This is a genomic window from Cellulomonas sp. NPDC058312, assembly GCF_042880135.1.
In the GTDB taxonomy this organism is placed as follows: Bacteria; Actinomycetota; Actinomycetes; order Actinomycetales; family Cellulomonadaceae; genus Cellulomonas.
Genome location: NZ_JBHVZE010000004.1, coordinates 162492 through 189314, shown reverse-complemented (window position 1 = coordinate 189314; position 26823 = coordinate 162492). Strand labels below are relative to the sequence as shown.

Here is a 26823-nt window from a genome sequence, read left to right as displayed (position 1 = left end):
GCCGTGGTCGCCCCGTCCAGGGTGCGACCTGGGCCGGAGGGTGCGACGTCGGCGGCGGGCGCGGGTCTCGCAACCCGCAGCCTGATCAACGGGCGGGTTGCGCAACCTCGGGGCTGGCCGCGGCGGGGTCGGTCGCGAGCCAGGCGTCCACGCCCGCGAGCAGCCGCGCACGGGTGGCGTCCCCGGCCCGGCTCGCGCGGATCGACGACCGGGCGAGGTCCGCGAGCTCGGCGTCCGAGAACCCGTGCACGTCGCGCGCCGTCTCGTACTGCGCGACCAGCCGCGAGCCGAACAGCAGCGGGTCGTCCGCCCCGAGCGCGACCGTCGCACCCGCGTCCACGAGCCGGCGCAGCGGCACGTCCGCCGCCTCCCGGTAGACGCCGAGCGACACGTTCGACGCCGGGCACACCTCGAGGGCCACCCCTCGGTCGACGACCCGCCGCAGCAGCGCGCCGTCCTCCGCGGTCCGCACGCCGTGCCCGAGCCGGTCCGGCGCCAGGTTCTCCAGCACGTCCGCGACGTGCGGCGGGCCCAGCAGCTCGCCGCCGTGCGGCACCGACGCCAGGCCCGCGCGCCGGGCGATCGCGAACGCGGCGGCGAACTCCGGGGTGTCGCCCCGCCGCTCGTCGTTGCTCAGCCCGAACCCGACGACCTCGCCGGGGCCGTCGCCCGCGTACCGGGCGGCCAGGCGCGCGAGGATCCGGGCGTCCAGCGGGTGCCGCATCCGCGATGCGGCCACGATGACGCCGACCTCGACGCCGAGGTCCGCGGCCGCGGACCGGGCCTCGTCCAGCACGATCTCCAGCGCCGGGGTGATCCCGCCGACGGGCGCGGCGTAGGACGTGGGGTCGACCTGGATCTCCAGGCGGCCGGACCCCTCGGCGGCGTCGTCCGTGGCGGCCTCCCGCACGATCCGGCGCAGGTCGGCCTCCCCGCGCACGCAGGCCCGGGCGGCGTCGTAGAGCCGCTGGAACCGGAACCAGCCGCGCTCGTCCGCCGGGAGCCGCAGGCCCTCGCCGTCCAGCAGCGTCGCCGGCAGCCGCACGCCACGGTCCTGCGCGAGCTCCGCGAGCGTGGAGACCCGCATCGACCCGGTGAAGTGCAGGTGCAGGTGGGCCTTCGGGAGCAGAGCCAGATCGCGCACGCCCCGAGTCTGCCCGATCCCCCGCCCCTGCACCCCCCGCACCCCCGCACCCCCGCACCCCCCGCACCCCCGCACCCCCCGCACCCCCCGCACCCCCCGCACCCCCCGCACCCCCGCACCCCCCGCATGCGCGCTCCGGCCCCGAGGGCGGACGAGACACCACGAGGGCGCACGAGTTCTCGTGCGCCCTCGTGGTGTCGGATGCGCCCTCGCGGCCCGAGTGCGCGCGCGAGGGGGAGGGAGGAGGGGGGAGGGGGATCAGGGGGTGGGGAGGAGGCCGCGTTGGATGGCGATCGTCACCGCGCGGGTGCGGTCGTCGACGCCGAGCTTGGCGAAGGAGCGGAGCAGGTGGGTCTTGACCGTGGCCTCGGTGATGAAGAGGTCCCGGCCGATGGCCGCGTTGGACAGGCCGCGGGCGACGCCGGCCAGCACCTCGACCTCGCGCGGGGTCAGCCGCTCGGACTCGCCGCGCATCTGCTGCACCAGCCGCGAGGCGACCGACGGGGACAGCGCCGACTCCCCGCGCGCGGCGCCGCGCACCCCGGCGACCAGCTGCTCGCGCGGGGTGTCCTTGAGCAGGTAGCCGGTGGCGCCGGCCTCGACGGCCCGCAGGATGTCCGCGTCGGTCTCGTAGGTGGTCAGCACCAGCACCCGGACGCCGGGCAGCTCCGCGACGATCCGGGCCGTGGCCGCCGCGCCGTCGAGCACGGGCATCCGCAGGTCCATCAGCACGAGGTCGGGGCGCAGCTCGTGCGCGGCGGCCACCGCGGCGGCGCCGTCCGCGGCCTCGCCGACCACCTCGATGTCCGGCTCGACGGTGAGCAGCCCCACCAGCCCGGACCGCACCACCGGGTGGTCGTCGGCCACCAGCACCCGCACCGTCGTCTGGTCCTGCGTCACGCCGTCCCCGTCCCGTCCTGCTCGTCGTCCTGCCCGTCGGCACCGGGCCCGGTCCCGCCCAGCGGCATCGCCAGGCGGACCCGCGTGCCGCGTCCCGGCTCCCCGGCCACGTCGAGCGTCCCGCCGCCGGCGGTGACCCGGTCGCGCATCCCGCGCAGCCCGACCCCCTCGGCGGTGCCCGGCGCCAGCCCGTGCCCGTCGTCCAGCACCTCCAGCGCGACCGTGCCGTCGTCCTGCATCAGCCGCAGCAGCACCCGCCGTGCGCCCGCGTGCTTGCGGACGTTCGCGAGCGCCTCCTGGGCGGCGCGCAGCAGCACCACCTCCGTGTCGCGGCCGGCGCCCACCGCGTCGAGCGAGACGTCCACCCGGACGCCCGTCTCGGCCTGGAACCGCTCGGCGAGCCGCTCCAGGGCCTCGGCGAGGGTCGCGTCGGCGAGCGCCGCCGGCCCGAACGCGGCGACCAGCGCGCGCGCCTCGGCGAGGTTCTCCCGCGCGACGCGCTCGATCTGCACCACCCGGTCGCGCGCCTGGTCCCGCTGCCCGACCTCCAGCTGGGCCTGGGCCGTCTGCGCGAGCATCACCACGCTGGTGAAGCCCTGCGCGAGGGTGTCGTGGATCTCCTGCGCGACCCGCTCCCGCTCGGCCAGGACGCCCTGCGCGTGGTTGCTCGCGGCGAGCTCTGCCTGTGCGGCCTCCAGCCGCTCGATCAGCCCGGCGCGCTCCTCGGACTGCTCGGCGACCCGGGTGATCCAGAACCCGAGCGCGATCGAGAACACCAGCCCGATGGACATCTGCCCGGCGAGCACCAGGAGGTCGTCCGCCGACGGGTCGGCGCCGGAGGCGAACGCCCCGACCGCCATCGCCGTGCTGCTGGCGACCGCGAGCAGCGCCGACGCGACGACGCCGCCGCGCAGGGTGGTGGCGAAGAACCACACCTGCGAGAACCCGATGAACAGCAGGATCGAGCCGATCTGGTTCACCCCGCTCGCCAGGGCGACCACGACGATCAGCACCGCGAGGTAGGTCCGCGTGAGCCGCACGTCGCCGTCGACGGCGCCGCGCCGGCCCAGCGTCAGGTACGCGACCAGCAGCACGACCAGGCCGCCGACCGCGGCGACGACGGCGCCCGACGGCGGGTAGGTGTGGTCGACCGCGACCATCGACACCGCGCTGATCGCGAGCAGCGCGTAGAACGCGAGGTCCCAGCCCCGCAGGGACCGGCGCCAGAACTCCGCGCGGTCCGGGGCCTGCCGCACGCCGGACGACGGCGCGGTGGTCACCACGCCGTCCCCCGACCCCGTCTCACGCGTCCCGGTGCCCGCACGGGTCCCAGTCTGGCGTGCCGGCGCCTCAGCCGTCGTCACGCCGACGCCACCGGAAGCTCTTCACCCCGACGACGAGCCCGACGACGAGCCACGCGGCCAGCACCGCGGCGGTCGCGCCGTGCTGCCAGCTGCCGCCGACCTCCAGCGCTGCGGCGCTGTCGGGCAGGAACACCGACCGCATGCCCTGGGCCATCCACTTGAGCGGGAAGACCGACGCCACCTGCTGCATCCAGGACGGCAGGTCGTAGAACGTGAAGAACACGCCGGAGATGAACTGCAGCACCAGCACCACCGGGGTGACGACGGCGCTCGCGGACCGGCCGGACCGCGGCAGCGACGAGAAGCCGACACCGCAGATCGCCCCGGCCGCGGTCCCGAGGACGAACACCCACGCGAACGTCCCCCAGCGTGCGGCCGAGTCGGGCATGTCCACGCCGAACAGCAGCGCGGCGACGGCGAGCAGCAGCCCGACCTGCACGACCGACACGACCAGCACCTGCCCGACCTTGCCGAGGAAGTACGCTGCCGCCGGCAGCGGGGTGCCGCCGAGCCGCTTGAGGCCGCCCTCGTCGCGCTCGACCGGGATCGAGACCGCCAGCGACTGGAACGACGAGAGCAGCACGCCCGTCGCGATCATCCCGGGCAGGAAGTACTGCGCGAACGGGACGCCGTCGGCGACCTCGGCGCCGTCCTGGCCGAACACCGTCGCGAAGATCGCCAGCATGATGATCGGGTACGCGAAGATGAAGATGATCGCGTCCCGCTCGCGGAAGAACCCGCGGATCTCGTACCGGGCGCGCTCGACGCCGAGGCGCAGCGTCCCGGGCAGCGGTGCCGCGGTCCGGGGGGTCAGGGTCGTGGCGGTCATCGCGAGGCCTCCGTGGTCACGAGGGCGGGCGCCGGGTGCGCCGCCGGGGTGGCCGCGTCACCGGCCTGGTCGTCGGCGATCAGCGAGAGGTAGACGTCCTCGAGCGTCGGGCGGACCACCTGCAGGCCCGGCACCTCGCCCCCGAGACGGCCGGCGAGGGCCGCGACCAGCGCGGTGGGCGCGTCGGTCTGCTCCTCGCGGTGGGCACCGGCCTCGACCCACCGGACGACCGCGCGCCGGGCGGAGCGCCCCCCGAGGTCCGCGGGGGTGTCGACCGCGACCACGCGGCCCGCGCTCACCACGGCGACCCGGTCGGCCAGGTGCTCGGCCTCCTCCAGGTAGTGCGTGGTGAGCACGATGGTCGTGCCGCCGTCGCGCAGCCCGGCGATCAGGTCCCAGAACGCGTGCCGCGCCTCCGGGTCGAACCCGGTGGTCGGCTCGTCGAGGAACAGCAGCTCGGGGCGCCCGACGATGCCGAGCGCGACGTCGAGGCGCCGCCGCTGCCCGCCGGAGAGCTGTCGCGACCGGGTGCGGGCCTTTTCCCGCAGGCCGACGGCGTCGATCACCTCGTCCGGGTCGCGCGGGTCCGGGTAGTACCGGGCGAAGTGGTGCACCAGCTCGGAGACCGAGGCCTCCGCGAGGTCGTTCGTGCTCTGCAGCACGATCCCGATCCGGGCGCGCCAGTCGCGGCCGGCCGTCTGCGGGTCCACGCCGAGCACCCGCACGTCGCCCGCGTCCCGGTGCCGGTAGCCCTCGAGGATCTCGACGGAGGTCGTCTTGCCCGCGCCGTTCGGCCCGAGCACGGCGACGATCTCGCCGCGGGCGACCGTGAGGTCCAGCCCGTCGACGGCGCGCTTCTCGCCGTACCGCTTGTGCAGCCCGGTCACCCGGACCGCGAGGTCGTTGTCGTCCATGCGGCCCAGCCTGGCCGCCGCCCTCGCGTCGCCGCGACGACCGGCGGACGGGGCCGGGGGTCCACCGGTCGGTGGACGGGAGCCTCAGCCCTGCCGCCCCGCTCAGCCCTCGGCGAGCAGCGCCTGGATCCGCCCGACACCCTCGACGAGGTCGTCGTCGCCCAGGGCGTACGACAGCCGCAGGTACCCGCTGGGCCCGAACGCCTCGCCGGGCACGACCGCGACCTCGGCCTGGTCGAGCAGCAGGGCCGCGAGCTCCGCGGAGGTGGTCGGGGTGACGCCGCGGTAGGTGCGCCCGAGCAGCCCGTCGACCGCGGGGTAGGCGTAGAACGCGCCCTCGGGCGCGGGGAGCACGACGCCCTCGACCGCGGTCAGCATCTCGACCATCGTGCGCCGTCGGCGGTCGAACGCCTCGCGCATCGTCGCGACCGCGGACAGGTCCCCGGTGAGCGCCGCGACGGCTGCGCGCTGCGACACGTTGGCGACGTTGGAGGTGAGGTGCGACTGGAGGTTGGTCGCGGCCTTCACGACGTCGGACGGACCGACGAGCCAGCCCACGCGCCAGCCGGTCATCGCGTAGGTCTTCGCGACGCCGTTCAGCACGACCGTGGTGTCCGCGAGCTCCGGGACGACGCGCAGCACCGGCGTGGCGACGACGCCGTCGTAGGTCAGGTGCTCGTAGATCTCGTCGGTGACGACCCAGATGCCGTGCTCCAGCGCCCAGCGGCCGATCTCCTCCGTCTGCTCCGGCGAGTAGACGGCGCCGGTCGGGTTGGACGGCGAGCAGAACAGCAGCACCTTGGTGCGCGGGGTCCGGGCGGCCTCGAGCTGCTCGACCGTGACCTTGTAGCCCTGGTCGACGCCGGCGAGCACCTCGACCGGCACGCCCCCGGCCAGGCGGATCGCCTCGGGGTAGGTGGTCCAGTACGGCGCGGGCAGCAGCACCTCGTCGCCCGGGTCGAGCAGCGTCGCGAACGCCTGGTACACGGCCTGCTTGCCGCCGTTGGTGACGAGCACGTCGGCCGGGGAGATCGCGTAGCCGGAGTCGCGGAGCGTCTTCGCGGCGATCGCCTCCCGCAGCACGGGCAGGCCGGCGGCGGGGGAGTACCGGTGGTTCGCGGCGTCGCGGGCGGCGGCGACCGCGGCCTCGACGACGTAGTCCGGCGTCGGGAAGTCGGGCTCGCCGGCGCCGAAGCCGATCACGGGGCGGCCGGCGGCCTTGAGGGCCTTGGCCTTGGCGTCCACCGCCAGCGTGGCGGACTCGGCGATGCCGCCGACGCGTGCGGAGACGCGGCGGGGCTCGTGCGGCTGCTGACTCGGGGCGTGCGCGCTCACGCGTCCCATCCTGGCAGAACCGGGGCGCCACGGCGGTGCGACGACGGGTCGTCCGGGGCGGGTTCGATAACTGCCCGTCGGTCGCGTACAGTGGTCCACCGGTGGTTGACGTCCGCCATGATGAGCCGTGCCCGCGAGGGTCGCGCTCCGCATGTCGGTCACGGACGCCGCCGTAGGGTAGTGGCGCAATTGGTAGCGCACCGGTCTCCAAAACCGGCGGTTGCGAGTTCGAGTCTCGCCTGCCCTGCGCGTGTGGTCACGGACCGCGAGCACCCCCGAGGTCCCCCTCGGGCGGGACCGCGTCCGACGAAAGGCGCCCGGCGACGGTCGGCGTCGCGAGACGTAGGGGAACGAATCAGGTGAGCGACTCGGCACCCGTGGCGGCGTCCGGCGCGGACGAGCCCGTCCGGCCGTCCGGCAGCGGCAAGTCCGGCCAGCCCGAGAAGCGGCGCGGCCTGTTCGCCCGCATCGCCCTGTTCGTCCGCCAGGTCGTGGCCGAGCTCAAGAAGGTCGTCCGCCCGACGCGCAACGAGCTCGTCACCTACACCGCCGTCGTGCTGGTGTTCGTGGCCGTCGTCATGGCGTTCGTGACCGTCGTCGACCTCGGCATCGGCCGCGCGACGTTCTGGATCTTCGGGGGCTGAGCCCTCCGCGCGCCCCCGCCGGCGCACGTCCTCAGCACCACCTTCCGCAGCAGAAAGCAGGTTCGCCCGTGTCGCAGGAATCGCAGGAGCCCGGTCTGGGTGCCGCCGAGTCCGAGCTCGACGACGCCCTCGCGTCGGTCGAGGCGGTCGAGGCCCCCGCAGCCGGTGACCTCGAGGACGCCGACGTGACGGACGAGGTCGCGCAGGACGAGGCCGACGCGCCCGCCGAGGACGCGGCCCCGGAGGTCGAGGACACCGAGGTCGAGGCCGACGAGCCCGACGTCGACGAGGACCCGGTCGCGGCGTTCAAGGCCCAGCTGCGCGCGCAGCCCGGCGACTGGTACGTCATCCACTCCTACGCGGGCTACGAGAACCGCGTGAAGACGAACCTCGAGAACCGCACGCAGAGCCTCAACATGGAGGACTACATCCACCAGGTGGAGGTCCCCATGGAGGAGGTCGTGGAGATCAAGAACGCGCAGCGCAAGGTCGTGCGCCGCGTCCGGATCCCCGGCTACGTCCTCGTCCGCATGGACCTCACCGACGAGTCGTGGGGCGCCGTCCGGCACACCCCGGGCGTCACGGGCTTCGTGGGGCACACCCACCAGCCGGTGCCGCTGACGCTCGACGAGGTCTTCTCCATGCTGGCCCCGACCATCGAGGCCAAGCCGACCGCCTCGTCGGCGCAGGCGCAGAAGTCCGCGACCCCGATCGAGGTCGACTTCACCGTCGGCGAGTCCGTGACCGTCACCGACGGCCCGTTCGACACGCTGCCGGCGACGATCTCCGAGATCACCCCCGAGAACCAGAAGCTCAAGGTCCTCGTCTCCATCTTCGGCCGGGAGACCCCGGTCGAGCTGTCGTTCAGCCAGGTCGCCAAGATCTGATCCCTGCTCGACGGCACTGCAACCGGGTCATCGCCCACGGCGTCGGCCCACGAACACGATTGGACGGCTCATGCCTCCCAAGAAGAAGGTCACCGGCCTCATCAAGCTCCAGATCAAGGCCGGCGCGGCGACCCCCGCCCCGCCGATCGGTCCGGCGCTGGGTCAGCACGGTGTGAACATCATGGAGTTCTGCAAGGCCTACAACGCGGCCACCGAGTCGCAGCGCGGCAACGTGATCCCGGTGGAGATCACGGTCTACGAGGACCGGTCCTTCACCTTCATCACGAAGACCCCGCCGGCCGCGGAGCTCATCAAGAAGGCTGCGGGCGTCGACAAGGGCTCGCCCACGCCGCACACCGTCAAGGTGGCGTCGCTGTCGGCCGACCAGGTCCGCGAGATCGCGCAGACCAAGCTCGAGGACCTGAACGCGAACGACCTCGCGGCCGCCGAGAAGATCATCGCCGGCACCGCGCGCTCGATGGGCATCACCGTCAAGTGACGCCCCGGTTCGACCCCCGCCCGGGAACGTCCCGGGCGGGGCAGTGGCAGGGCCCTGTGCGGCCCGACGACCACGACTGCTGAGAAGAGAAGAGAAGCAGATGGCGAAGCACAGCAAGGCCTACCGGGCCGCGGCGGAGAAGATCGAGGAGGGCGTGGTCTACAACCCGCTCCAGGCGGTCCGTCTCGCGCAGGCGACCTCGACCACGAAGTACGACGCGACCGTCGAGGTCGCGATGCGTCTCGGCGTCGACCCCCGCAAGGCCGACCAGATGGTCCGTGGCACAGTCAACCTGCCCCACGGCACCGGCAAGACCGCCCGCGTCATCGTGTTCGCGACGGGCGAGCGTGCCGAGCAGGCCCGCGCCGCCGGTGCGGACGAGGTCGGCGGCGACGAGCTGATCGAGAAGGTCGCGGCCGGGTACACCGACTTCGACTCCGCGGTCGCGACCCCGGACCTCATGGGCAAGGTCGGCCGTCTCGGCAAGGTGCTCGGTCCCCGTGGCCTCATGCCGAACCCGAAGACCGGCACCGTGACGATGGACGTGGCCAAGGCCGTGTCCGAGATCAAGGGCGGCAAGATCGAGTTCCGCGTCGACAAGCACGCGAACCTGCACTTCATCATCGGCAAGACGTCGTTCTCCGACGTCCAGCTGGTGGAGAACTACGCCGCGGCGCTCGAGGAGATCCTGCGTCTCAAGCCGTCCGCGTCGAAGGGTCGCTACATCGCGAAGGCGACCGTCTCGACCACGAACGGCCCCGGCATCCTGGTCGACCAGAACAAGACCCGGAACCTCACCTCCGAGGAGGACGCGGCCTGACGGCTGGCGTCACCGGTTCACGACCGCAGGCCCGGTCCCCCTCGGGGGGCCGGGCCTGCGGCGTTCCCGCCCTGGCGTCCGGGGGCGGGTCCGCACGGCGCCGGGGGAGCCGTCCCGGCCGGCACCGCGCGGGTCTGGGGGCGGCGGGTCAGTGCCCGCCGTGGTGGCCCTGCTCGGCGGGCAGGCCGTGGGAGCCGTGCGGCACCGCGTGGGCGCCCGCCTCGGTGGCGGCGAGGCCCGGCACGGTGACCAGGGCGACGAGCAGGGCGCCGGCGGCGAGGACGCCCGCGGTGGCGCCGGGGCCGACGGGCCGCCGGGGCCCGGGTGCGCTCGCCTCGCGCCGGGCGAGGGCCAGCAGGATCGCGGCGCCGAGCGCGAGCACGAGCGCCGCGCCGTGCGCCGCGGTGACGGCGGTCGCGGTCAGAGGGGCCGTGGCGAGCACGGCGGGCCCGAGGAGCACCAGGCCGGCCACAGCCGCCCGGGGGGCCGGCGCAGGCCCGCGCAGGGCGGCCAGCGACCACCCGACGGCGACGAGCCCGGCCGCCGAGAGCGCCAGGCCCACGGCCAGGTGGTGCGCGAGGTGCCCGGAGCCGGTGGCGGCCGTGACGAGCCCGAGACCGAGGGCCGCGGTCGCCGCCCACAGCCTCGCGGTGAGCTCGAGCGCACCCTCGACGGCCGCGTGCGTGGTGGAGCCGGCGCCCGCCGGCCGGGCGAGCGGCACCCGACCGGCGAGCGGGGCCCGGCCGACCAGGTGCGTCCGGCCGGCGAGCGGGGCGGTCATGCCCGGCGCGCCGCGGTGCGGGTCGCGCCCTTGTCGGCGGCGAGACCGACGCCGAGCAGCAGGACCGCGCTGGCGAAGTGCAGCACGTTGTCCGCGCCGTTCAGGGCGAGGATGTTGGCCGACGAGCCCACCAGGAACAGGCCCAGCAGGCCGACGAGCAGGTAGACGGCGCCGACCGAGGTGTTCGCGGCCCGCGCGGCCCGGACGGACGACGTGGCCGCGCCCAGCAGCACCGCGCCGATCAGCAGGTGGACGATGTTGTGCAGGGGGTTGACCTCGAAGAAGATCAGCGTCCCGCCCTCGGTGCCCGCGAAGTCCGCACCGGAGCTCACGAAGAAGCCGGCGATCCCGACGAGCAGGTAGACGGCGCCGAAGATCCCGCCGATCAGACGGTTGGCAGACTGGCCCATGGTGATCTCTCCTCCCGGGGTGACGTCCCCGCTCACGCTGCGTGCCGTGCGGCACGCACGACTGGTTCGGAGCCGGGGGCGGGCCGGATGGGTGGTGATCGGGACCGATCGGGGCCGATCGGGCCGAGGGGCTGGACTCCTGCGCGGGCCTGCACCAGGGTGGGAGGCATGCTCGTGGCCTTCTCCGTGTCCCCGCTCGGCGCGGGCGAGTCCGTGACCGAGGCCGTCGCCGACGCCGTGCGGATCGTCCGCGAGTCGGGCCTGCCGCACCGGACGGACGCGATGTTCACGACCGTCGAGGGCGAGTGGGACGAGTGCATGGACGTGGTCCGGCGCGCCACCGAGGCCGTCGGACGGCACGCGGGACGGGTCAGCCTGGTGCTCAAGGCGGACATCCGCCCCGGGCACACCGGTGAGCTGACGGGCAAGGTCGAGCGCCTGGAGGAGCGGCTGTCCTCCTGAGCGTCCGCGCCGACGACGCGCACCGCGTCGCCGCGTGGACATCTGGTGCAGATGGGTGGGTCCCGGGCCGCAGGCGCCCGGGCGGATGACAGACTTCCGACGGCGCGGGTCGGCCAGGCGGTGGCCGGTGCGTGCGACGGACCTTGGGGAAGGGGCGCAGCGGAACTGATGGCGATCTTCGAGCTCGACGGGGGCCGTGGCTCCGTGGTCCAGCCGATGCGGCCCCGCCCCGACTCGTTCGAGGTCGACTCCGCGACCCTGGTGGGTGACCACGCCGCTGCGCTGCTCGGCGAGCCGGTGCTCACGGTCCGTGAGGGCGGTCCCGGTGGGCCGCACCTGCTCGCGCTCGACGCGGCGTCCCGGCCCGTGGTCGTCGAGGTCGCCCAGCTGCTCGACGAGGCTGCGCTGGTCCGTGCGCTGCGGCACGCGGGCAGCGCGACGCGCCTGAGCCGCGCCGACCTCGCGCGGATGTACCAGGGCGGCGCCGAGGCGTTCGAGGCGGATCTCGCGGTGTTCCGCGACCGGGCCCCGATCCTGGCGTCCCAGCGCTCCGGCGGCGTGCGGCTCGTGGTGCTGTGCGCGGAGGTCGCCGAGGGCGTCCTCGACGCGGTCGACTTCCTCGCCGCGGGCACGCAGGTCGAGGTGCAGCGGCTCGGGGTCACGCAGGGCCCCGGCGGCCGCCGCTACGTCGAGGTCGCGCCCGTCCGGCCCGGGGGTCCCGGCCCCGCCGAGGCGCGCCGCGCCGTCGAGCCCGGGCCGCGCACCGGCGCGATCCAGGTGGCCCCGCGCGCCTCCGGCGCCGCGGTCACCGACCCGACGCCCGTGGTCCGCCGGACGACCGGGGTGCCGACCCCGCACGCGGACGCCGCGCACCGGCACGTCGCCGCCGAGCCGGCCGGGTCGTCCGGGACGCCCGCGTCCGTCGAGCCGCCCGTGCCCGCCGAGCCGCCCGTGCCCGCCGAGGCGCCGGCGCCGGCCTGGGCGCCCCTGTCCGCCGGGCCGCGCGCGGACGAGACGACGCTGCTCGCCCCGGTCGACCCCGCCGCCCCCGCACCCGACGCCGGTGACGCGACCGGTGACGGTGGTGCGCCGCTGCCCGAGCTCGCGGCGCTGGCGGCGGCCGAGCGGCAGGCGCTCGAGCTGGTCTGGCACCGGGTGCGCCGGGGGCAGCGCTTCGTGGCGACCCTGCGCGCGGACGGGTTGATCGAGCTCGAGGACGGCAGCGTGCACGCCGACCCCGGCGCGGCGGCGACCGTCGCGGCGGACCTGGAGTCGCCCGCGGACGGCTGGCGGGTGTGGCGGTTCGGCGACGACGGGCCGACGCTCGGCGAGGCGGTCGGGCTGCACGCCTGACGCGTGGCGCGTGGTCGGAGGGGCGGGCGGTCCGGGCCGGTCAGGACCAGCCGTACGCGGCCGTCCACCGGCTGATCTCGGCGTAGAGCCGCGCGCGGACCGGCGGGGCGGACAGCGTCAGGTCGTGCACGCCGCCCGCGATCCGCACCACCGACACGACCGGGCCGAGCTGCACGGACCGGCGCGCGAGCAGCTCGACGTCGAGCACCACGTCCGCGGACCGCATGTCCTCGCTCCAGCGCGGGCTGATGACGGTCCGGTCGGACGCGAGCATCAGCACCGGGGCCGCGATGTGCAGCCCGCGGGCGACCTCGGCGTGCCCCGCGAGGATCGCGGCGAGCCACCCGGCGCGTGCCGGGAACGACGGCACCGGCCGCCACGCCTCGTCGTACGTCCACTCGCCGCCGTCGGCCGCGCGCAGGGTCCGGGCGTAGAACCCGGGGTCGATGTTCGGCAGCGGCACCTTGGGCTGGATCCGCGCGAGCCGCTGCACCGCCGGCGCGCTGACGTGCCGGACGACGGCCGCGCCCTGCAGCTCCAGCCACGGGGAGTTGAGCACCAGGCCGTGCAGCCGGCCGGGGTGCCGGTTCGCCCACAGCGACGCGACGAGCCCGCCGGTGGAGTGGCCCATCAGCATCACGCGGGCCCGGGTGCCGAGGTCGCGGTGGACCTGGTCGAGCGCCGCCTCGATGTCCTCGTCGTAGGTGCGCAGGTCGTCGACGTAGCCCGGGGTCTGGTGCGGGCGCAGGCTGCGGCCGTACTTGCGCAGGTCGAGGGCGTAGAACGCGGCGCCCTGCGCGTGCCAGAACTCCGCGAGCCCGGTCTGGAAGAAGTAGTCCGACCAGCCGTGCAGGTACACCACGGCGCGCGCCGGGCGGACGGGCTCGGGCGTCGGCGGCGCGTAGCGCACGAGGCTCGCGACCACCTCGCCCTCGTCGTCGGGCGCGAGGTCGAGGGTCCGCACCCGGTAGTCCTCGCCCAGGACGTCGGTCCGCCACCGGCCGGCCATGCTGCCCCCTCAGACCTCGGCGACGATCTTGCCGAACTGCCCGCCGCCGGCCAGGCGGGCCAGGCCCTCGCCGACCCGGGCCAGCGGGACCGTCGAGTCGACGACCGGCCGCACCCCGGTCCGCGCGAGGAACGCCAGCAGCTGCTCGAGGTCCTGCTTGCTGCCCATCGTCGCGCCGAGCACCGCGATCTCGAGGAAGAAGAGCCGCTGGATCTCCATGCGCTCCGGGTCGCCGGTGGTGGCGCCGGCGACGACGATCGTGCCGCCGGGCCGGACCGACCGCACCGAGTGCGACCAGGTGGCCGCGCCGACCGTCTCGATCACCAGGTCCACGCGGTCGGGCAGCCGCTCGCCGCTGGGTACCGCGGCGGCCGCGCCGAGTGCCAGCGCGCGGGTCCGGCGCTCCGCGTCGCGGCTGGTGACCCAGACCTCGAGGCCCGCGGCGGCGGCCAGCCGGATCGCCGCCGTGGCGACGCCGCCGCCCGCACCCTGCACCAGCACCCGCTGGCCCGGCTGGGCGCGGCCGGTGGTGAACAGCATCCGGTAGGCGGTGAGCCAGGCGGTCGGCAGGCACGCGGCCTCGGCGAACGTCATGCCGGCGGGCTTGTCGACCAGGTTCCAGGTGGGGACCGCCACCTGCTCGGCGAGCGTCCCCGGGTACCGCTCGGAGAGCAGCGACCGCGGCTCGGCCGGGCCGACGCCGTGGCCGCTCGCGCCGCCGACCACGGCGTGCACGACGACCTCACGCCCGTCGGCGGTCACGCCGGCGGCGTCGGTGCCGAGCACCATCGGCAGCTGCTCCGCGCGCAGGCCGACCCCGCGCAGCGACCACAGGTCGTGCTGGTTGAGCGCGGCCGCGCGCACGTCGACCGTGGTCCAGTGCTCGCGCGGCTCGGGGGCGGCGTGCTCCCCGACGGTCAGCCCGGCGAGCGGGTCGTGGGGCGAGAACCGGGTCACGGTGGCAGCGAGCACAGCCCCCACCTCACCACCCACGACACCCTCCGCGCCACCCCATCCCCCGCGCGCCCCCGCGGGGGGAGGGGCGTCAGAGGAGGGGGAGCATGCGGCCCAGGTCGGGGACCGCGTCCGAGGGGAAGCGGGGGGCGAGCGCCGCGGCCAGGACGTCGACGTCGTAGGGCACCCGCCCGGCGGCCAGGCGCACCCAGGTCAGCGGCTGGACGATCTCGAGGTCCCAGCCGCCGCGGGCGCGGACGATCCGCAGCAGCTCGGTCGCGACGACGTCGAGCGCGTCGCCGTCCAGCGGGCCCGCGGCGGTGACGCCGTCGCCGAGCCCGCCGGACCCCACCGCCTGACCGGGCACGCCGGGCCGCGGGCCGGCGCCCGTGCCGAGCTCCGCGCGGGAGCCGGGCGCGGCGCCACGGGCCCGGGCCAGGGAGCGCTGCAGGTCGTCGGCGTGCACGACGAGCTCGGTGAGCCGGGAGGTGACCATCGTGGACAGCAGCACCGGGCCGCGCCGGGCCTGGACGACGCGGTCCGCGGGGCCGAGCTCGTCCAGCCGGGCGAACGCCTCCGCGACCAGGGCGTCCACGTGGGCGAGCAGGTCGTCGGCGATCTCCGCGGCGAGCTCCCGCGTGACGCGGTCGATGTCCGCGGCGCGGCCCGCGTACGTGCCGAGGTACTCCGCCAGGGACAGCGGGACGGTCCCGGCGGGCACGGGCTCGCAGGCGGCGAGCGCGCTCATCGCGCGCCCGAGGTGCGCGACCAGGTCCGCGACCGACCAGCCGTCGAGCACGCTGGGTGCGGTGCCCGCGCCCTCGCGGACGGCCTCGCCCACCCACGTGCGCAGCGTCTGCCACTGGCGGCGCAGCACCTCGGCCTGCGCGGCGACGTCCCCGGTTCCCGTCATGGGGTCAGACTGCCACGCCGGGTCAGCCCGCCAGGTGCGCGCGGACCAGCGGGCCGAGCTGGTCGTGCTCGATGAGGAACCCGTCGTGCCCGTAGGGGGTGCGCAGCGTCGCCAGCGGCCGGGCGCCCGGCACCCCCGCGGCGATCCGCCCGGACTGCGCGGGCAGGAACAGCCGGTCGCTGTCGACCGCCACCACCAGGGTGTCCGCGGTCACCGTGGCGAGCGCGGCCTCGACCCCGCCGCGGTCCCGCCCGAGGTCGTGGGTGATCATCGACCGGGTCAGCACGGCGTAGGTGTTCGCGTCGAACCGCCGGGCGAGCTTGTCGCCGTGGTGGTCCAGGTAGGACTGCACCGCGAACCGGCCGCCCGCCAGCGGCTCCTCGCCGCCCTGCGGGATCCGGCCGAACCGCTGGTCGAGCTCGGCGGCGCTGCGGTAGGTCTGGTGCGCGATCTGCCGGGCCAGCCCGAGCCCGGCGTGCGGGCCCTCGCCGTCCGGGGCGTCGTAGTAGTCGCCGCCCCGGAACCGCGGGTCGGCGGCCAGCGCCGCGAGCTGGGTGTGGAACGAGGCGATCTGGTCCCCGGAGGTCTGCGCGGTGGTGGCGATCGCGGCGAGCCGGTGCACGCGGTCGGGCGCGGTGACGGCCCACTCCAGGGCGCGCTGCCCGCCCATCGAGGCCCCGACGACCAGCGCCCACGACCCGATGCCCAGCGCGTCGGCGAGCCGGAGCTCGGCGGCGACCTGGTCGCGGACGGTGAGCTGGGGGAACCGGCTGCCCCACGGCGCGCCGTCCGGGGCGGGGCTCGCGGGGCCGGTGCTGCCCTGGCAGCCGCCGAGCACGTTCGGCGCGACGACGAACCAGCGGTCCGTGTCGATCGGCGCCCCGGGGCCGACCAGCGTCGACCACCAGCCGGGCGTGGGGTGCCCGGGACCGGCGTCCCCGGTGACGTGGGAGTCGCCGGTCAGCGCGTGCAGGACGAGCACCGCGTTGGACCCGTCGGGCGCGGGGGTGCCCCAGGTCTCGTAGGCGAGCCGGACGCCGGGCAGCCGGCCGCCGGCCTCGAGGTCCAGGGGCCCGAGGTCGCGGAACTGCCGCCGGCCCACGGGGTCGCCCGCGCGCCAGGCGGACGACGCGCGCGGTGGCGCGGGGTCCGGGACGCGGCGGCGGGGGGTGCTGGTGCGGTGCTCGGGCACGCGGTGGGGTCCTGACGTCGGTGCGCCGACGGGCGCCGTGGGGGTCACGGCGCCCGTCGGGGTGGTGGCGGGGGTCACGGGAGCGGTCAGGCCCCCTTCGCGGCGCGGAAGCCGGCGTCGAGGTCCGCGAGGATGTCCTCGATCCCCTCCAGGCCGACCGCGAGCCGGACCAGCCCGGGCGTGACCCCGGACAGCGCCTGCTCCTCGGGGGTGAGCTGGCTGTGGGTGGTGGACGCCGGGTGGATCACGAGCGAGCGGACGTCGCCGATGTTCGCGACGTTCGAGTGCAGCTCGAGGGCGGACACGAACGCCTGGCCGGCCTCGGCGCCGCCGGCGATCTCGAACGCGAGCACCGCGCCGGTGCCGCGCGGGCCGTACTTGCGGCCGAGCGCGTGCTGGGGGTGCGACGGCAGGCCGGCGTAGGTCACGGACAGCACGTCGTCGCGGGCCTCGAGCCACTCGGCGACCTGCTGCGCGTTGGCGACGTGCCGCTCGATGCGCAGGGACAGCGTCTCCAGGCCCTGGGCGATGAGGAACGCGTTGAACGGGCTGATCGCCGCCCCGAGGTCGCGCAGGAGCTGCACCCGGGCGCGGAGCACGTAGGACAGGTTGACGCCGAACGCGCCGCCGGAGCCGAGGTCGCGCGCGAACACCAGGCCGTCGTAGGACGGGTCGGGCTGGTTGAACGAGGGGTACCGCTCGGGGTCGGCGCCGTAGTCGAACGTGCCGCCGTCGACGATGACGCCGCCGATCGCGGTGCCGTGGCCGCCGAGGTACTTGGTGGCGGAGTGCACGACGACGTCGGCGCCCCACTCGAGCGGGCGGATCAGGTACGGGGTCGCGACCGTGTTGTCGACGATCAGCGGCACCCCGGCGGCGTGCGCGACGCCCGCGACCGCCTCGATGTCGAGGACGTCCTGGCGGGGGTTCGGCACGGTCTCGGCGAAGAACGCCTTGGTGTTCGGACGCACCGCGTCGCGCCACGCCTGCGGGTCGGTCGGGTCGGTGACGAACGTCGTCTCGATCCCGTACCGGGGCAGGGTGTGCCGCAGCAGGTTGTAGGTGCCGCCGTACAGGGACGGGCTGGCGACCACGTGGCTGCCGGCCTCGGCGACGTTGAGGATCGCGTAGGTCTCCGCGGCCTGGCCGGAGGCGACGAGCAGCGCGCCGACTCCGCCCTCGAGGGAGGCGATCCGGTCCTCGACGGCCTGGACCGTGGGGTTGCCGATGCGGGTGTAGATCGGGCCGAGGTCCTTGAGCGCGAACCGGTCGGCGGCGACGCCGGCGTCGGGGAACACGTAGGACGTCGTCTGGTAGATCGGCAGCGCCCGGGCGCCGGTGGCGCTGTCGGGGGTCTGGCCGGCGTGGATCTGGCGGGTCTCGAAGGACCACTGGGGCTGGGTCACGGGTGTCTCCTGGTCGGGCGGCGGTGCGGGACGGGGGGAGCGCACGCGGGTCGTGCCAGGAGCGGCCGGGCCGTCAGGTGCCGGTGTGCGGCTCCCGGCCGGCGTGGAGCCTGGCGGCGGGGGAGCCGGGTCCGCGGGGCCGGGTGGACCGGTCAGCGGGCACAGCCGAGCGTGCGCTGGTCAGCGACACATTCGGCAGGACATGTCGCCCACAGTACGGAGGGGGGTCGCGGTCGCGGAACGGCCGTCTCACTGGGTGGGACGGACTGTCCATTTTCGAGGCGCGGTCGGCGCTCGCGGCGGCCGTGGCCTGCTCGTGCGGGTGAAACGTGACCCCCGATGTCCGGTTCGTCCCGAACCACGCCGCTGTGACTCATGTGAACGGTGTGACTGGTGTTCACTTCTGTGAACCCAGCCGGTAGCGTTCCCGCGGGGCGAGCCGGAGGACCGGCTCCCGAGGGTCGCCGAGCGAGCCACCGCGGTGCGGTGCGCGGTGCCGGCGCCGCGGGCAGCCCGACGACGAAGGGTGTGCATGGTGCGGACGAACACACGGGCGCGAGCAGCGCGCGGAGCAGCCGCGGTGGTCACGGCGGCGGTGCTCCTCGTGCCCGCGGGCGGTGCCGCCGTCGCCGACCCCGACGTCAGCGACCAGGACGTCCGGGACGCCCGCCGCGCCGTGACCAGCGCGTCCGGCGCCGTGGCCCAGATGGAGGTCCGCCTCGCGGAGCTCAGCACCCAGGCCGAGACCGCCGAGATCGCCGTCCAGCAGGCCGGTGAGGAGTACGCCCGCGCGCAGGCCGACCTCGCCGCCGCCCAGCAGGACGCGCAGCGCGCCGCCGAGCAGGCCGCGACCGCCGCCGAGCAGTTCGAGTCCGCCCGCGCGACCCTCGTCGCGATCGCCCGCGAGGCCGCGCGGTCCGGCGGGTCGATGGACACCCTCCAGGCGCTGCTCTCCGCGGACGGGTTCCAGGACGTCGTCGAGCGCAGCGAGGCGCTGTCGCACGTCAGCACCAAGGCCGACCAGGCCGTGCAGCGCTACCTCGCCGCCGAGCAGGTCGCCACCACGCTCCAGGCCACCGCCGACGCCGCCGCGGCGACGCAGGCCGAGGCCGCCACCCAGGCCGAGTCCGCGCTCGCGGCCGCCGGGGACGCGCAGGACGCCGCCCAGGCCGCCGTCGCCTCCGCGCAGACCGAGCGGCAGGGCCTGATCGTCCAGCTCGCCGCCGCGCGCGCCACCAGCACCGAGGTCGAGCAGGCCCGGCAGGACCAGGTCGACGCCGAGCGCCGCCAGCGCGCCGAGGCCGCCGCCCAGGCCGCGCGCACCGCGACGCCGCCGCCCGCGACGGGCACGCCGGCCGCCGGCGGCACGGGCGCGGGCACCACGACGCCCCCGGCGACGAGCACGCCGCCCGCCACGTCGACGCCGCCCGCGACGTCGACCAGCACGCCCCCGGCGACCAGCACGCCGCCGGCCACGCCGACCCCGCCGCCCGCGAAGCCCGTCACCCCGCCCGCGGCCACCCCGCCGCCCGCGGCCAGCGGCGCGCAGACCGCGATCGACTGGGCGAAGGCCCGCCTCGGCCTGCCCTACCTGTGGGGCGGCACCGGCCCCAACGGCTACGACTGCTCCGGCCTGACCCAGGGCGCGTGGCGCGCCGGCGGCAAGGCGCTGAACCGCACCTCCCGCGACCAGTACCGCCAGGTCACGAAGATCGCCTACGCCGACCTCCAGCCGGGCGACCTCGTGTTCTGGGGCACGAACCAGAACGACGCGTCGTCGGTCTACCACGTCGCCATGTACATCGGCGGCGGCCAGATCATCGAGGCGCCCAGCGAGGGCAAGCCCGTCCGGATCGCCGCGATGCGCTACGCCAACACGATGGCCTACGCCGGCCGGGTCTGACCCGCCGACGACGAGAGCCCCGGCGCACCTGGACCAGGTGCGCCGGGGCTCTCGTCGTGCGGGGAGTCAGTGCTGGTCGTAGCCCGCGTCGATCGCGCGCTGGCGGGAGCGCTCGATCTCGGCCTCGGCCTCGGCGCGGCCGGTCCAGTGCGCGCCCTCGACGGACTTGCCGGGCTCCAGGTCCTTGTAGACCTCGAAGAAGTGCTGGATCTCGAGGCGGTGGAAGTCCGACACGTCGTCGATGTCCTGGCGCCACGCGGCGCGCTGGTCACCGGTCGGCACGCACAGGACCTTGTCGTCGCCGCCGGCCTCGTCGCGCATCCGGAACATGCCGAGCGCGCGGCACCGGATCAGGCAGCCCGGGAACGTCGGCTCCTCGAGCAGGACCAGGGCGTCCAGCGGGTCGCCGTCCTCGCCGAGGGTGCCGTCGATGAAGCCGTAGTCGTCCGGGTAGCGGGTCGAGGTGAACAGCATCCGGTCCAGCCGGATGCGGCCGGTGGCGTGGTCCACCTCGTACTTGTTCCGCTGGCCCTTCGGGATCTCGATCGTGACGTCGAACTCCACACCCGCTCCTTCGTCGCCGCCCGGCCGAGGCCGTGGCGGGCAGCTGCTCACGACGGCGTGCCAGGTGCCGGCACACCGCTCTCCAGCCCCTAGTGTGACGCACGGACGACGCGCGGCGGGCGTGCGACGCCGACGAGAGTGCGGAAGCGGGTGGTCCGGTGGCGGGCGCGGGCCGGGCGGTGGGCGTGACGGCGCTGGTGCTGGTGCTGGCAGGAGGCGCGTACGTCACCGCCGACGCCTACGACGTCGTGCCCGGCGTGGTGACCCTCGCACCCGAGCCCGCGCCGGCGGCCCCGTTCCCGACCGCCCCCGGGGCGAGCACGGTCCGGACGTCGGCGACGGTCCTGCCGGAGCTCGACGCCGCGGCGGCGACACCGGGCGCCGCGCAGGTGCAGGCGCTCGTGCAGGGCCTCGTCACCGACCCGCGGGTCGGCCCCACGGTCGGCGTGGTCGTCGCCGACGCGCTCACCGGCGACGTGCTCGCCGCGAACGCCCCCGAGCAGGCCCGGACCCCGGCGTCCACCGCGAAGCTCGTCACCGGCGTCGCGGCGCTCACCCGGTTCAGCCCGGACCGGACGTTCGACACCACCGTCCGCCAGGGCGCGGGCGACCAGATCGTGCTGGTCGGCGGCGGGGACATGATGCTCGCGGCCGGCACCGGCGACCCCGCGGCCGTCAACGGGCGCGCCGGGCTCGCCGACCTGGCGGCGCAGGTCGCGCTGCAGCTGCGGCTCGTCGGCCGGGACACCGTGACGCTCGCGCTGGACGACACCCTGTTCAGCGGGCCGTCGGTCTCGCCGGGCTGGAGCCCCTCGGACCTGTCCAACGGGTTCGTCGCCCCGGTCGCGCCGGTCGCGGTCGACATCGCCAAGATCACCGCCGGCGAGTACCCGCCGCGCCGCACGGACCCGGCGATGCACGCCGCCACCGAGCTCGCCGCGCGCCTCGGGGAGGTCGGCATCACCGTGACCGGCACCCCGACGCGGGTGCGCGAGCCCGCGACCGGCGACGTGCTCGGCGTGGTGTCGTCCGCGCCGGTGTCCGAGGTGACCCAGTACTTCCTCGACACCTCGGACAACACGATCACGGAGGTCGTCGCGCGGATGGTCGCGCTCGACCTCGACCTGCCCGGCTCCTTCGAGGGCGCGACCCAGGCGGTGCTGCGGACCGTCGGCACCCTGGGCGTCCCCACGACCGGCGCGGCGCTCGCGGACGCCTCGGGCCTCGCCGACGGCTCCGCACTGCCCCCGGACCTGCTGCTCGGGCTGCTGGAGCGGGTCGTCGACCCCGCGCACCCCGAGCTCCGCGAGATCGGCACGGGCATGCCCGTCGGCGGCCTGACCGGCACCCTCACCGACCGGTTCCGGGACGGCGCCGGCGCGGGCCTGGTCCGCGCGAAGACCGGCAGCCTCGCCGGCGTCACCTCGCTCGCGGGGTCGGTGCTCGACGCCGACGGCCGGCTGCTGCTGTTCGTCGTGATGGCCGACCAGACCGGCGCCGTCGGGCAGTACCAGCCGCGGCAGGCGATCGACGGGTTCGTCACCGCGCTGGCGGGGTGCGGCTGCCGGGGGTGACCGACCCCGTCGCCCGGCCTGGTTACGGTGGTCGGGTGCAGCCGGCCGTCGACTGGGACCTGGCCGCCCGGCTCGCCGCCCGCGCGGTGCGGCCCGGGCCGGTCGCCACGCGCGCCGAGCGCGAGGACGTCGTCGCGGCGCTCCGCGCGGCCGCCCCGGTCGCCGCCGAGCACGTCGCGCGGATCACCCGGCTCGGGCCGCCGGCGCGCGACCTGGACGTGCGCGTGGTCGACCGGTCCTCGTGGGCACGTGCCAACGTCCGCTCGCTCGCGGCGCTCACCGGCCGGATCGGCGTGCCCGAGCGGCGCGGGCTGCGCGGGGCGGCGGGCGCGGGGGAGGTCGCCGGGGTGCTGGGGCTGCTGTCCGGCGCGGTGCTCGGGCAGTACGACCCGTGGGCGGGCCGCGGCACGCTGCTGCTCGTCGCGCCGAACGTGCTCGTCGTCGAGCGCGCGCTCGGGGTGGACGCCGCGGACTTCCGGCTCTGGGTGACGCTGCACGAGCAGACGCACGCGCAGCAGTTCGCCGCCGCGCCCTGGTTGGCGCAGCACCTCGCCGACCGCGTCGGGACGCTGCTGGCCGAGGAGCGGGGAGGTCGGTCCGCGCGGGGCGACCGGTCCGCGCGGGGCGGCCGGTCCGTGCTGCCCCGGTCTCTGGTCGACCTGCTCGACCCGCGGCAGCGCGTCGTCCTGGACGAGGTCGGTGCCGTGATGGCCCTGCTCGAGGGGCACGCGGACGTGACGATGGACGCGGTCGGGCGCGCGGTCGTGCCGTCGGTGCGCCGGATCCGCCGCCGGTTCGAGGCCCGGCGCGGTGGCGCCCGCGGTGGCGCCCACGGTGGCGCCCAGGGCGGGGGTGGCGCCGGCGGGATGCGCCGGGTGCTGCGGGCCGTGCTCGGCACCGACGTCAAGCTCGCGCAGTACCGCGACGGCGCGCGGTTCGTGCGCGCCGTCCGCCGCGCGGTGGGCACCGACGGGCTGAACGCGGTGTTCGCGGGCCGGGACGTGCTGCCGACCGCCGCCGAGATCGCCGAGCCGGCCGCCTGGGTGCGCCGGGTGCACGGCTGACGTGGCCGGCCCGCACCCCGCGGTCGCGCAGGTCCGCGGCGCCGTCGAGGCCGCGCTGGACGACGTCCCCGAGGGCGCGCTCGTGCTGGTCGCGTGCTCGGGCGGCGCCGACTCCCTGGCGCTCGCGGCCGGCGCCGCGTTCGTGGCGTCCCGACGTGGCCGCCGGCGCTGGCGGGTCGGCGCGGTGGTGGTCGACCACGGGCTCCAGCCGGGCAGCGACGCCGTCGCCGCGCGCGCCGCGGCGGCGTGCCGGGGGCTCGGCCTCGACCCGGTCGAGGTGGTGCGGGTCGACGTCGCCGGCGCGGGCGGGCCCGAGGCCGCGGCCCGGGACGCCCGGTACGCCGCGCTGGACGACGCGGCCACCCGGCTCGGCGCCGCCGCGGTGCTGGTCGGGCACACCCGCGACGACGAGGCGGAGGGCCTGCTGCTCGGGCTCGCGCGGGGGTCCGGGGCCCGGTCGCTGGCCGGCATGGCCCCGGTGCGCGGGCTGCTGCGCCGGCCGCTGCTGACCGTGCCGCGGGCCGCGACCGTCGCGGCGTGCGCGGCGCAGGGGCTCGACCCCTGGCACGACCCGACCAACGCCCCGGCCGAGGACGACCCGACGGCCCCGCAGCGGTCGCGGGTGCGCACGCGGGTGCTGCCGGTGCTGGAGCGCGAGCTCGGCCCCGGGGTCGCGGCCGCCCTGGCCCGGACGGCCGCGCTGCTGCGCGAGGACGCGGACGCCCTCGACGCGCTCGCGGCGGAGCTGCTGCGGCGGGCGCTGGTGCCGGCGGCGGCGGGTGCGGCCGTGCCGGCGGCGGCCGGCGCGCCCGTGCCGACGGCCCCCGGGTCGGCCGTGCCGGCCGACGGTGCCGTGCTGCTCGACGTGGCCGCGCTCGAGACGGCGCCCGCGGCGCTGCTCGGACGGGTGCTGCGGTCCGCGGCGGTGCTGGCGGGCGCGCCTCCGGGCGCCGTCACGCGGGAGCACGTGCGCGCCCTCGCGGGCCTCGTCGTCGACTGGCACGGTCAGGGCCCGCTGCACCTGCCCGGCCGGGTGGGCGCGTCGCGGACGTGTGGCAGGCTTGCGCTGCGCGTCGAACCCCCGTCGACCTGACCGGGAGCGGCGTGCCCGAGGCCGCGCGGACCAGCCGGTCGCGGGGGGCGGGACCACCAGCGAGCACGAGCGAGACCACGAGGGAGACCGCAGCGGTGAACGCGGACGACATGGGCCGGGACCTGGAGCGCGTGCTCCTGACCGAGGAGCAGCTCGGCACCCGCCTGGACGAGATCGCGGCGCAGATCGACGCCGACTACGCGGGCCGCGAGGTGCTGCTGGTGGGGGTGCTCAAGGGCGCCGTCATGGTGATGGCCGACCTGGCCCGCCGGATCAGCACCCCGCTCGCGATGGACTGGATGGCGGTGTCGTCCTACGGCTCCGGCACCAAGTCCTCGGGCGTGGTGCGCATCCTCAAGGACCTCGACGCCGACCTCACCGGCCGGCACGTGCTGATCGTCGAGGACATCATCGACTCCGGCCTCACGCTGTCCTGGCTGCTGGCGAACCTGCGCAGCCGGGGCCCGGCCTCGGTCGAGATCGCGACCATGCTGCGCAAGCCCGACGCCGCGAAGGTCGAGGTCGAGGTCCGCTACGTCGGCTTCGACATCCCGAACGAGTTCGTCGTCGGCTACGGCCTGGACTACGCGGAGAAGTACCGCAACCTCCCGTTCGTCGGGACGCTCGCGCCGCACGTCTACTCGTCCTGACGGGTCCGGCGGCGCGGGGCGGTCCAGCCCTGGGCGAACAGACCCGCTGCGGCCCAGGTCCAGCGTGTAACTTCACAACCTCCACCCCTGCGACCGGAGGGACGAGGGGGCACGCCCCCGTCTGCCCATGACTCTCAAGCGCCTCACCCGCGGACCCGTCCTGTGGATCATCGTCGCCGTCGTGATCCTGTGGATCGGCGCCAGCGCCTTCATGTCCTCGGGCGTGCAGCGGATCGACACCTCCGACGGCCTCGAGCTGATCCGGGACGGGAAGGTCGAGCAGGCCAAGATCACCGAGGGGTCGCAGCGCGTCGACCTCACGCTGGCCGACGACTTCGTCAAGGACGACGAGAACCTCGGGAAGAGCGTCCAGTTCTTCTACGTGGCGCCGCAGGGCCCGTCGGTCGTCGAGGCGATCGCGGACGCCGACCCCGAGGGCGGCTACACCTCGGACGTCCCGCAGCAGTCGTGGTGGGCGAGCCTGCTCACGCTCGTGCTGCCGTTCGTCATCATCCTGGGCCTGTTCTGGTTCCTGATGTCGTCCATGCAGGGTGGCGGCTCGCGAGTGATGTCGTTCGGCAAGTCCAAGGCGAAGCTCGTGTCCAAGGAGTCGCCGCAGGTCACCTTCGCGGACGTCGCCGGCGTGGACGAGGCCGTCGAGGAGCTGCAGGAGATCAAGGAGTTCCTCTCCGAGCCCGCGAAGTTCCAGGCGGTGGGCGCCAAGATCCCCAAGGGCGTGCTGCTGTACGGGCCGCCCGGGACGGGCAAGACGCTGCTGGCCCGTGCGGTCGCCGGCGAGGCGGGCGTGCCGTTCTACTCGATCTCCGGCTCGGACTTCGTCGAGATGTTCGTCGGCGTGGGCGCCAGCCGCGTCCGCGACCTGTTCACGCAGGCCAAGGAGAACGCCCCCGCGATCATCTTCATCGACGAGATCGACGCCGTGGGCCGGCACCGCGGCGCCGGCATGGGCGGCGGGCACGACGAGCGCGAGCAGACCCTCAACCAGATGCTGGTCGAGATGGACGGCTTCGACGTCAACGCGAACGTCATCCTCATCGCGGCGACCAACCGCCCCGACATCCTCGACCCCGCGCTGCTGCGCCCCGGCCGGTTCGACCGGCAGGTCTCCGTCGAGGCGCCCGACCTCAAGGGCCGCGAGCGGATCCTGCACGTGCACGCGCAGGGCAAGCCGATGGCGACCGACGTCGACCTCGAGGCCGTCGCCCGCCGCACGCCGGGCTTCACCGGCGCGGACCTGGCGAACGTGCTCAACGAGGCCGCGCTGCTGACCGCCCGCTCCAACGCGCAGATCGTCGACAACCGCGCGCTGGACGAGGCGATCGACCGCGTCATCGCCGGCCCGCAGAAGCGCACCCGGGTCATGAAGATCAAGGAGCAGAAGATCACCGCGTACCACGAGGGCGGCCACGCCCTGGTCGCGGCGGCGCTGCGGTACACCGACCCGGTGACCAAGGTGACGATCCTGCCGCGCGGCCGCGCCCTCGGCTACACGATGGTCATGCCCACGGAGGACAAGTACTCCACGACGCGCAACGAGCTGCTCGACCAGCTCGCCTACGCGATGGGCGGCCGCGTCGCCGAGGAGCTCGTGTTCCACGACCCCACCACCGGCGCCAGCAACGACATCGAGAAGGCCTCGGCGACGGCCCGCAAGATGGTCACGCAGTTCGGCATGAGCGAGCAGGTCGGCGCGGTCAAGCTCGGGCAGGACTCGGGCGAGGTCTTCATGGGCCGCGACATGGGCCACGGCCGCGAGTACTCCGAGTCGGTCGCCGCGACGGTCGACGTCGAGGTGCGCCGGCTGATGGACGCCGCGCACACCGAGGCGTGGGAGATCCTCGTCGAGTACCGCGACGTCCTCGACGCGCTGGTCCTCGAGCTCCTCGAGAAGGAGACGCTGAACCAGGCCGAGCTCGCCACGATCTTCGAGCCGATCACCAAGCGCCCGCCGCGCGAGGTGTGGCTGTCCAGCGAGCAGCGCGCCGTGTCGCACCGCCCGCCGGTGCTCACCCCCGCCGAGCAGGCCGAGCAGAACGGCCACCCGGTCGTCCCGCAGGACGAGGCCGCGGCCGCCAAGGACGAGCACCCCGCCGTGGGCGTCGTCGAGGTGCCGCCGAACCAGACCCCGGACGCCTGAC

At 75.7% G+C, this 26823-nt stretch carries 26 protein-coding genes and 1 tRNA gene; 13 read left to right on the top strand and 14 right to left on the bottom strand.

What is annotated here, in order from left to right:
• Positions 1–85: 85 nt before the first annotated feature.
• From ACFVXN_RS13455 to ACFVXN_RS13430, 6 genes are all read right to left on the bottom strand, one after another.
• Positions 86–1144 (bottom strand): adenosine deaminase, encoded by a 1059-nt coding sequence (locus tag ACFVXN_RS13455; protein ID WP_389233139.1) that lies wholly within the window; start codon positions 1142–1144, stop codon positions 86–88.
• Positions 1145–1402: 258 nt separating this feature from the next.
• Positions 1403–2044, bottom strand: coding sequence for a response regulator (locus tag ACFVXN_RS13450; protein ID WP_389233136.1), 642 nt, complete (start codon positions 2042–2044; stop codon positions 1403–1405).
• On the bottom strand, positions 2041–3324 hold the full coding sequence (locus tag ACFVXN_RS13445; protein WP_389233133.1) for a sensor histidine kinase: 1284 nt from the start codon (positions 3322–3324) through the stop codon (positions 2041–2043). Before ACFVXN_RS13445 ends, ACFVXN_RS13450 begins: the two co-directional genes overlap by 4 nt.
• A gap of 70 nt (positions 3325–3394) precedes the next feature.
• Positions 3395–4237, bottom strand: coding sequence for an ABC transporter permease (locus ACFVXN_RS13440; RefSeq protein WP_389233130.1), 843 nt, complete (start codon positions 4235–4237; stop codon positions 3395–3397).
• Positions 4234–5151 (bottom strand): ABC transporter ATP-binding protein, encoded by a 918-nt coding sequence (locus ACFVXN_RS13435; RefSeq protein ID WP_389233127.1) that lies wholly within the window; start codon positions 5149–5151, stop codon positions 4234–4236. Before ACFVXN_RS13435 ends, ACFVXN_RS13440 begins: the two co-directional genes overlap by 4 nt.
• A 102-nt stretch (positions 5152–5253) precedes the next feature.
• Entirely contained in the window at positions 5254–6495 is a 1242-nt protein-coding gene (locus tag ACFVXN_RS13430) for a pyridoxal phosphate-dependent aminotransferase (RefSeq protein ID WP_389233124.1), read from the bottom strand.
• 165 nt (positions 6496–6660) lie between these two features.
• On the opposite strand from ACFVXN_RS13430, the gene ACFVXN_RS13425 reads away from it, so the two are divergent.
• The 5 genes from ACFVXN_RS13425 to rplA all read left to right on the top strand — a co-directional run bounded on the left by ACFVXN_RS13425 (position 6661) and on the right by rplA (position 9336).
• Positions 6661–6733 (top strand) — tRNA-Trp (locus tag ACFVXN_RS13425).
• 112 nt (positions 6734–6845) lie between these two features.
• Complete coding sequence (gene secE, locus ACFVXN_RS13420; RefSeq protein ID WP_389233121.1) at positions 6846–7130, top strand: preprotein translocase subunit SecE; 285 nt, start codon at positions 6846–6848, stop codon at positions 7128–7130.
• 68 nt (positions 7131–7198) lie between these two features.
• Positions 7199–8017 carry a transcription termination/antitermination protein NusG gene (gene nusG / locus ACFVXN_RS13415; protein WP_389233118.1) on the top strand — a complete coding sequence of 273 codons (819 nt, stop codon included), beginning with the start codon at positions 7199–7201 and terminating at the stop codon, positions 8015–8017.
• Between the two features lie 70 nt (positions 8018–8087).
• Entirely contained in the window at positions 8088–8516 is a 429-nt protein-coding gene (gene rplK, locus ACFVXN_RS13410) for a 50S ribosomal protein L11 (protein WP_389233115.1), read from the top strand.
• Between the two features lie 100 nt (positions 8517–8616).
• Complete coding sequence (gene rplA, locus ACFVXN_RS13405; protein WP_389233112.1) at positions 8617–9336, top strand: 50S ribosomal protein L1; 720 nt, start codon at positions 8617–8619, stop codon at positions 9334–9336.
• A gap of 148 nt (positions 9337–9484) precedes the next feature.
• Here the strand turns inward: rplA and ACFVXN_RS13400 are convergent, their stop codons facing one another.
• Both ACFVXN_RS13400 and ACFVXN_RS13395 read right to left on the bottom strand, forming a co-directional pair.
• Positions 9485–10117, bottom strand: a complete 633-nt coding sequence (locus tag ACFVXN_RS13400) for a hypothetical protein (RefSeq protein ID WP_389233109.1) — start codon at positions 10115–10117, stop codon at positions 9485–9487.
• Positions 10114–10527: a DUF4383 domain-containing protein gene (locus ACFVXN_RS13395; protein WP_389233105.1), complete on the bottom strand. Its 414-nt coding sequence runs from the start codon at positions 10525–10527 to the stop codon at positions 10114–10116. Before ACFVXN_RS13395 ends, ACFVXN_RS13400 begins: the two co-directional genes overlap by 4 nt.
• A 168-nt stretch (positions 10528–10695) precedes the next feature.
• Between ACFVXN_RS13395 and ACFVXN_RS13390 the strand changes: the two genes are divergently transcribed.
• Both ACFVXN_RS13390 and ACFVXN_RS13385 read left to right on the top strand, forming a co-directional pair.
• A complete protein-coding gene (locus ACFVXN_RS13390) occupies positions 10696–10989 on the top strand; it encodes an MTH1187 family thiamine-binding protein (RefSeq protein WP_389233102.1) in 294 nt (97 codons plus the stop codon).
• 168 nt (positions 10990–11157) lie between these two features.
• Positions 11158–12342, top strand: coding sequence for a hypothetical protein (locus ACFVXN_RS13385; RefSeq protein WP_389233099.1), 1185 nt, complete (start codon positions 11158–11160; stop codon positions 12340–12342).
• A gap of 40 nt (positions 12343–12382) precedes the next feature.
• Here the strand turns inward: ACFVXN_RS13385 and ACFVXN_RS13380 are convergent, their stop codons facing one another.
• The 5 genes from ACFVXN_RS13380 to ACFVXN_RS13360 all read right to left on the bottom strand — a co-directional run bounded on the left by ACFVXN_RS13380 (position 12383) and on the right by ACFVXN_RS13360 (position 17816).
• Positions 12383–13351, bottom strand: a complete 969-nt coding sequence (locus ACFVXN_RS13380; protein ID WP_389233096.1) for an alpha/beta hydrolase — start codon at positions 13349–13351, stop codon at positions 12383–12385.
• Positions 13352–13360: 9 nt separating this feature from the next.
• Positions 13361–14323 carry a zinc-binding dehydrogenase gene (locus ACFVXN_RS13375; RefSeq protein ID WP_389233093.1) on the bottom strand — a complete coding sequence of 321 codons (963 nt, stop codon included), beginning with the start codon at positions 14321–14323 and terminating at the stop codon, positions 13361–13363.
• 73 nt (positions 14324–14396) lie between these two features.
• Positions 14397–15218, bottom strand: coding sequence for a maleylpyruvate isomerase N-terminal domain-containing protein (locus ACFVXN_RS13370; RefSeq protein ID WP_389233090.1), 822 nt, complete (start codon positions 15216–15218; stop codon positions 14397–14399).
• A 22-nt stretch (positions 15219–15240) separates the two neighbouring features.
• Positions 15241–16410 (bottom strand): homoserine O-acetyltransferase, encoded by a 1170-nt coding sequence (locus ACFVXN_RS13365; RefSeq protein WP_389233087.1) that lies wholly within the window; start codon positions 16408–16410, stop codon positions 15241–15243.
• Positions 16411–16496: 86 nt separating this feature from the next.
• A complete protein-coding gene (locus ACFVXN_RS13360; protein ID WP_389233084.1) occupies positions 16497–17816 on the bottom strand; it encodes a bifunctional o-acetylhomoserine/o-acetylserine sulfhydrylase in 1320 nt (439 codons plus the stop codon).
• 532 nt (positions 17817–18348) lie between these two features.
• On the opposite strand from ACFVXN_RS13360, the gene ACFVXN_RS13355 reads away from it, so the two are divergent.
• Positions 18349–19719: a C40 family peptidase gene (locus ACFVXN_RS13355; protein ID WP_389233081.1), complete on the top strand. Its 1371-nt coding sequence runs from the start codon at positions 18349–18351 to the stop codon at positions 19717–19719.
• A gap of 66 nt (positions 19720–19785) precedes the next feature.
• Here the strand turns inward: ACFVXN_RS13355 and ACFVXN_RS13350 are convergent, their stop codons facing one another.
• Positions 19786–20283: an inorganic diphosphatase gene (locus ACFVXN_RS13350; RefSeq protein WP_213281274.1), complete on the bottom strand. Its 498-nt coding sequence runs from the start codon at positions 20281–20283 to the stop codon at positions 19786–19788.
• 158 nt (positions 20284–20441) lie between these two features.
• On the opposite strand from ACFVXN_RS13350, the gene dacB reads away from it, so the two are divergent.
• From dacB to ftsH, 5 genes are all read left to right on the top strand, one after another.
• Entirely contained in the window at positions 20442–21857 is a 1416-nt protein-coding gene (gene dacB, locus ACFVXN_RS13345; RefSeq protein ID WP_389233077.1) for a D-alanyl-D-alanine carboxypeptidase/D-alanyl-D-alanine-endopeptidase, read from the top strand.
• 35 nt (positions 21858–21892) lie between these two features.
• On the top strand, positions 21893–22921 hold the full coding sequence (locus ACFVXN_RS13340) for a zinc-dependent metalloprotease (protein WP_389233074.1): 1029 nt from the start codon (positions 21893–21895) through the stop codon (positions 22919–22921).
• Position 22922: 1 nt separating this feature from the next.
• On the top strand, positions 22923–24014 hold the full coding sequence (gene tilS, locus ACFVXN_RS13335; RefSeq protein WP_389233071.1) for a tRNA lysidine(34) synthetase TilS: 1092 nt from the start codon (positions 22923–22925) through the stop codon (positions 24012–24014).
• A 95-nt stretch (positions 24015–24109) separates the two neighbouring features.
• Positions 24110–24664 (top strand): hypoxanthine phosphoribosyltransferase, encoded by a 555-nt coding sequence (gene hpt / locus ACFVXN_RS13330; RefSeq protein WP_389233068.1) that lies wholly within the window; start codon positions 24110–24112, stop codon positions 24662–24664.
• A 127-nt stretch (positions 24665–24791) separates the two neighbouring features.
• Complete coding sequence (gene ftsH / locus ACFVXN_RS13325) at positions 24792–26822, top strand: ATP-dependent zinc metalloprotease FtsH (protein ID WP_389233065.1); 2031 nt, start codon at positions 24792–24794, stop codon at positions 26820–26822.
• Position 26823 lies beyond the last annotated feature (1 nt).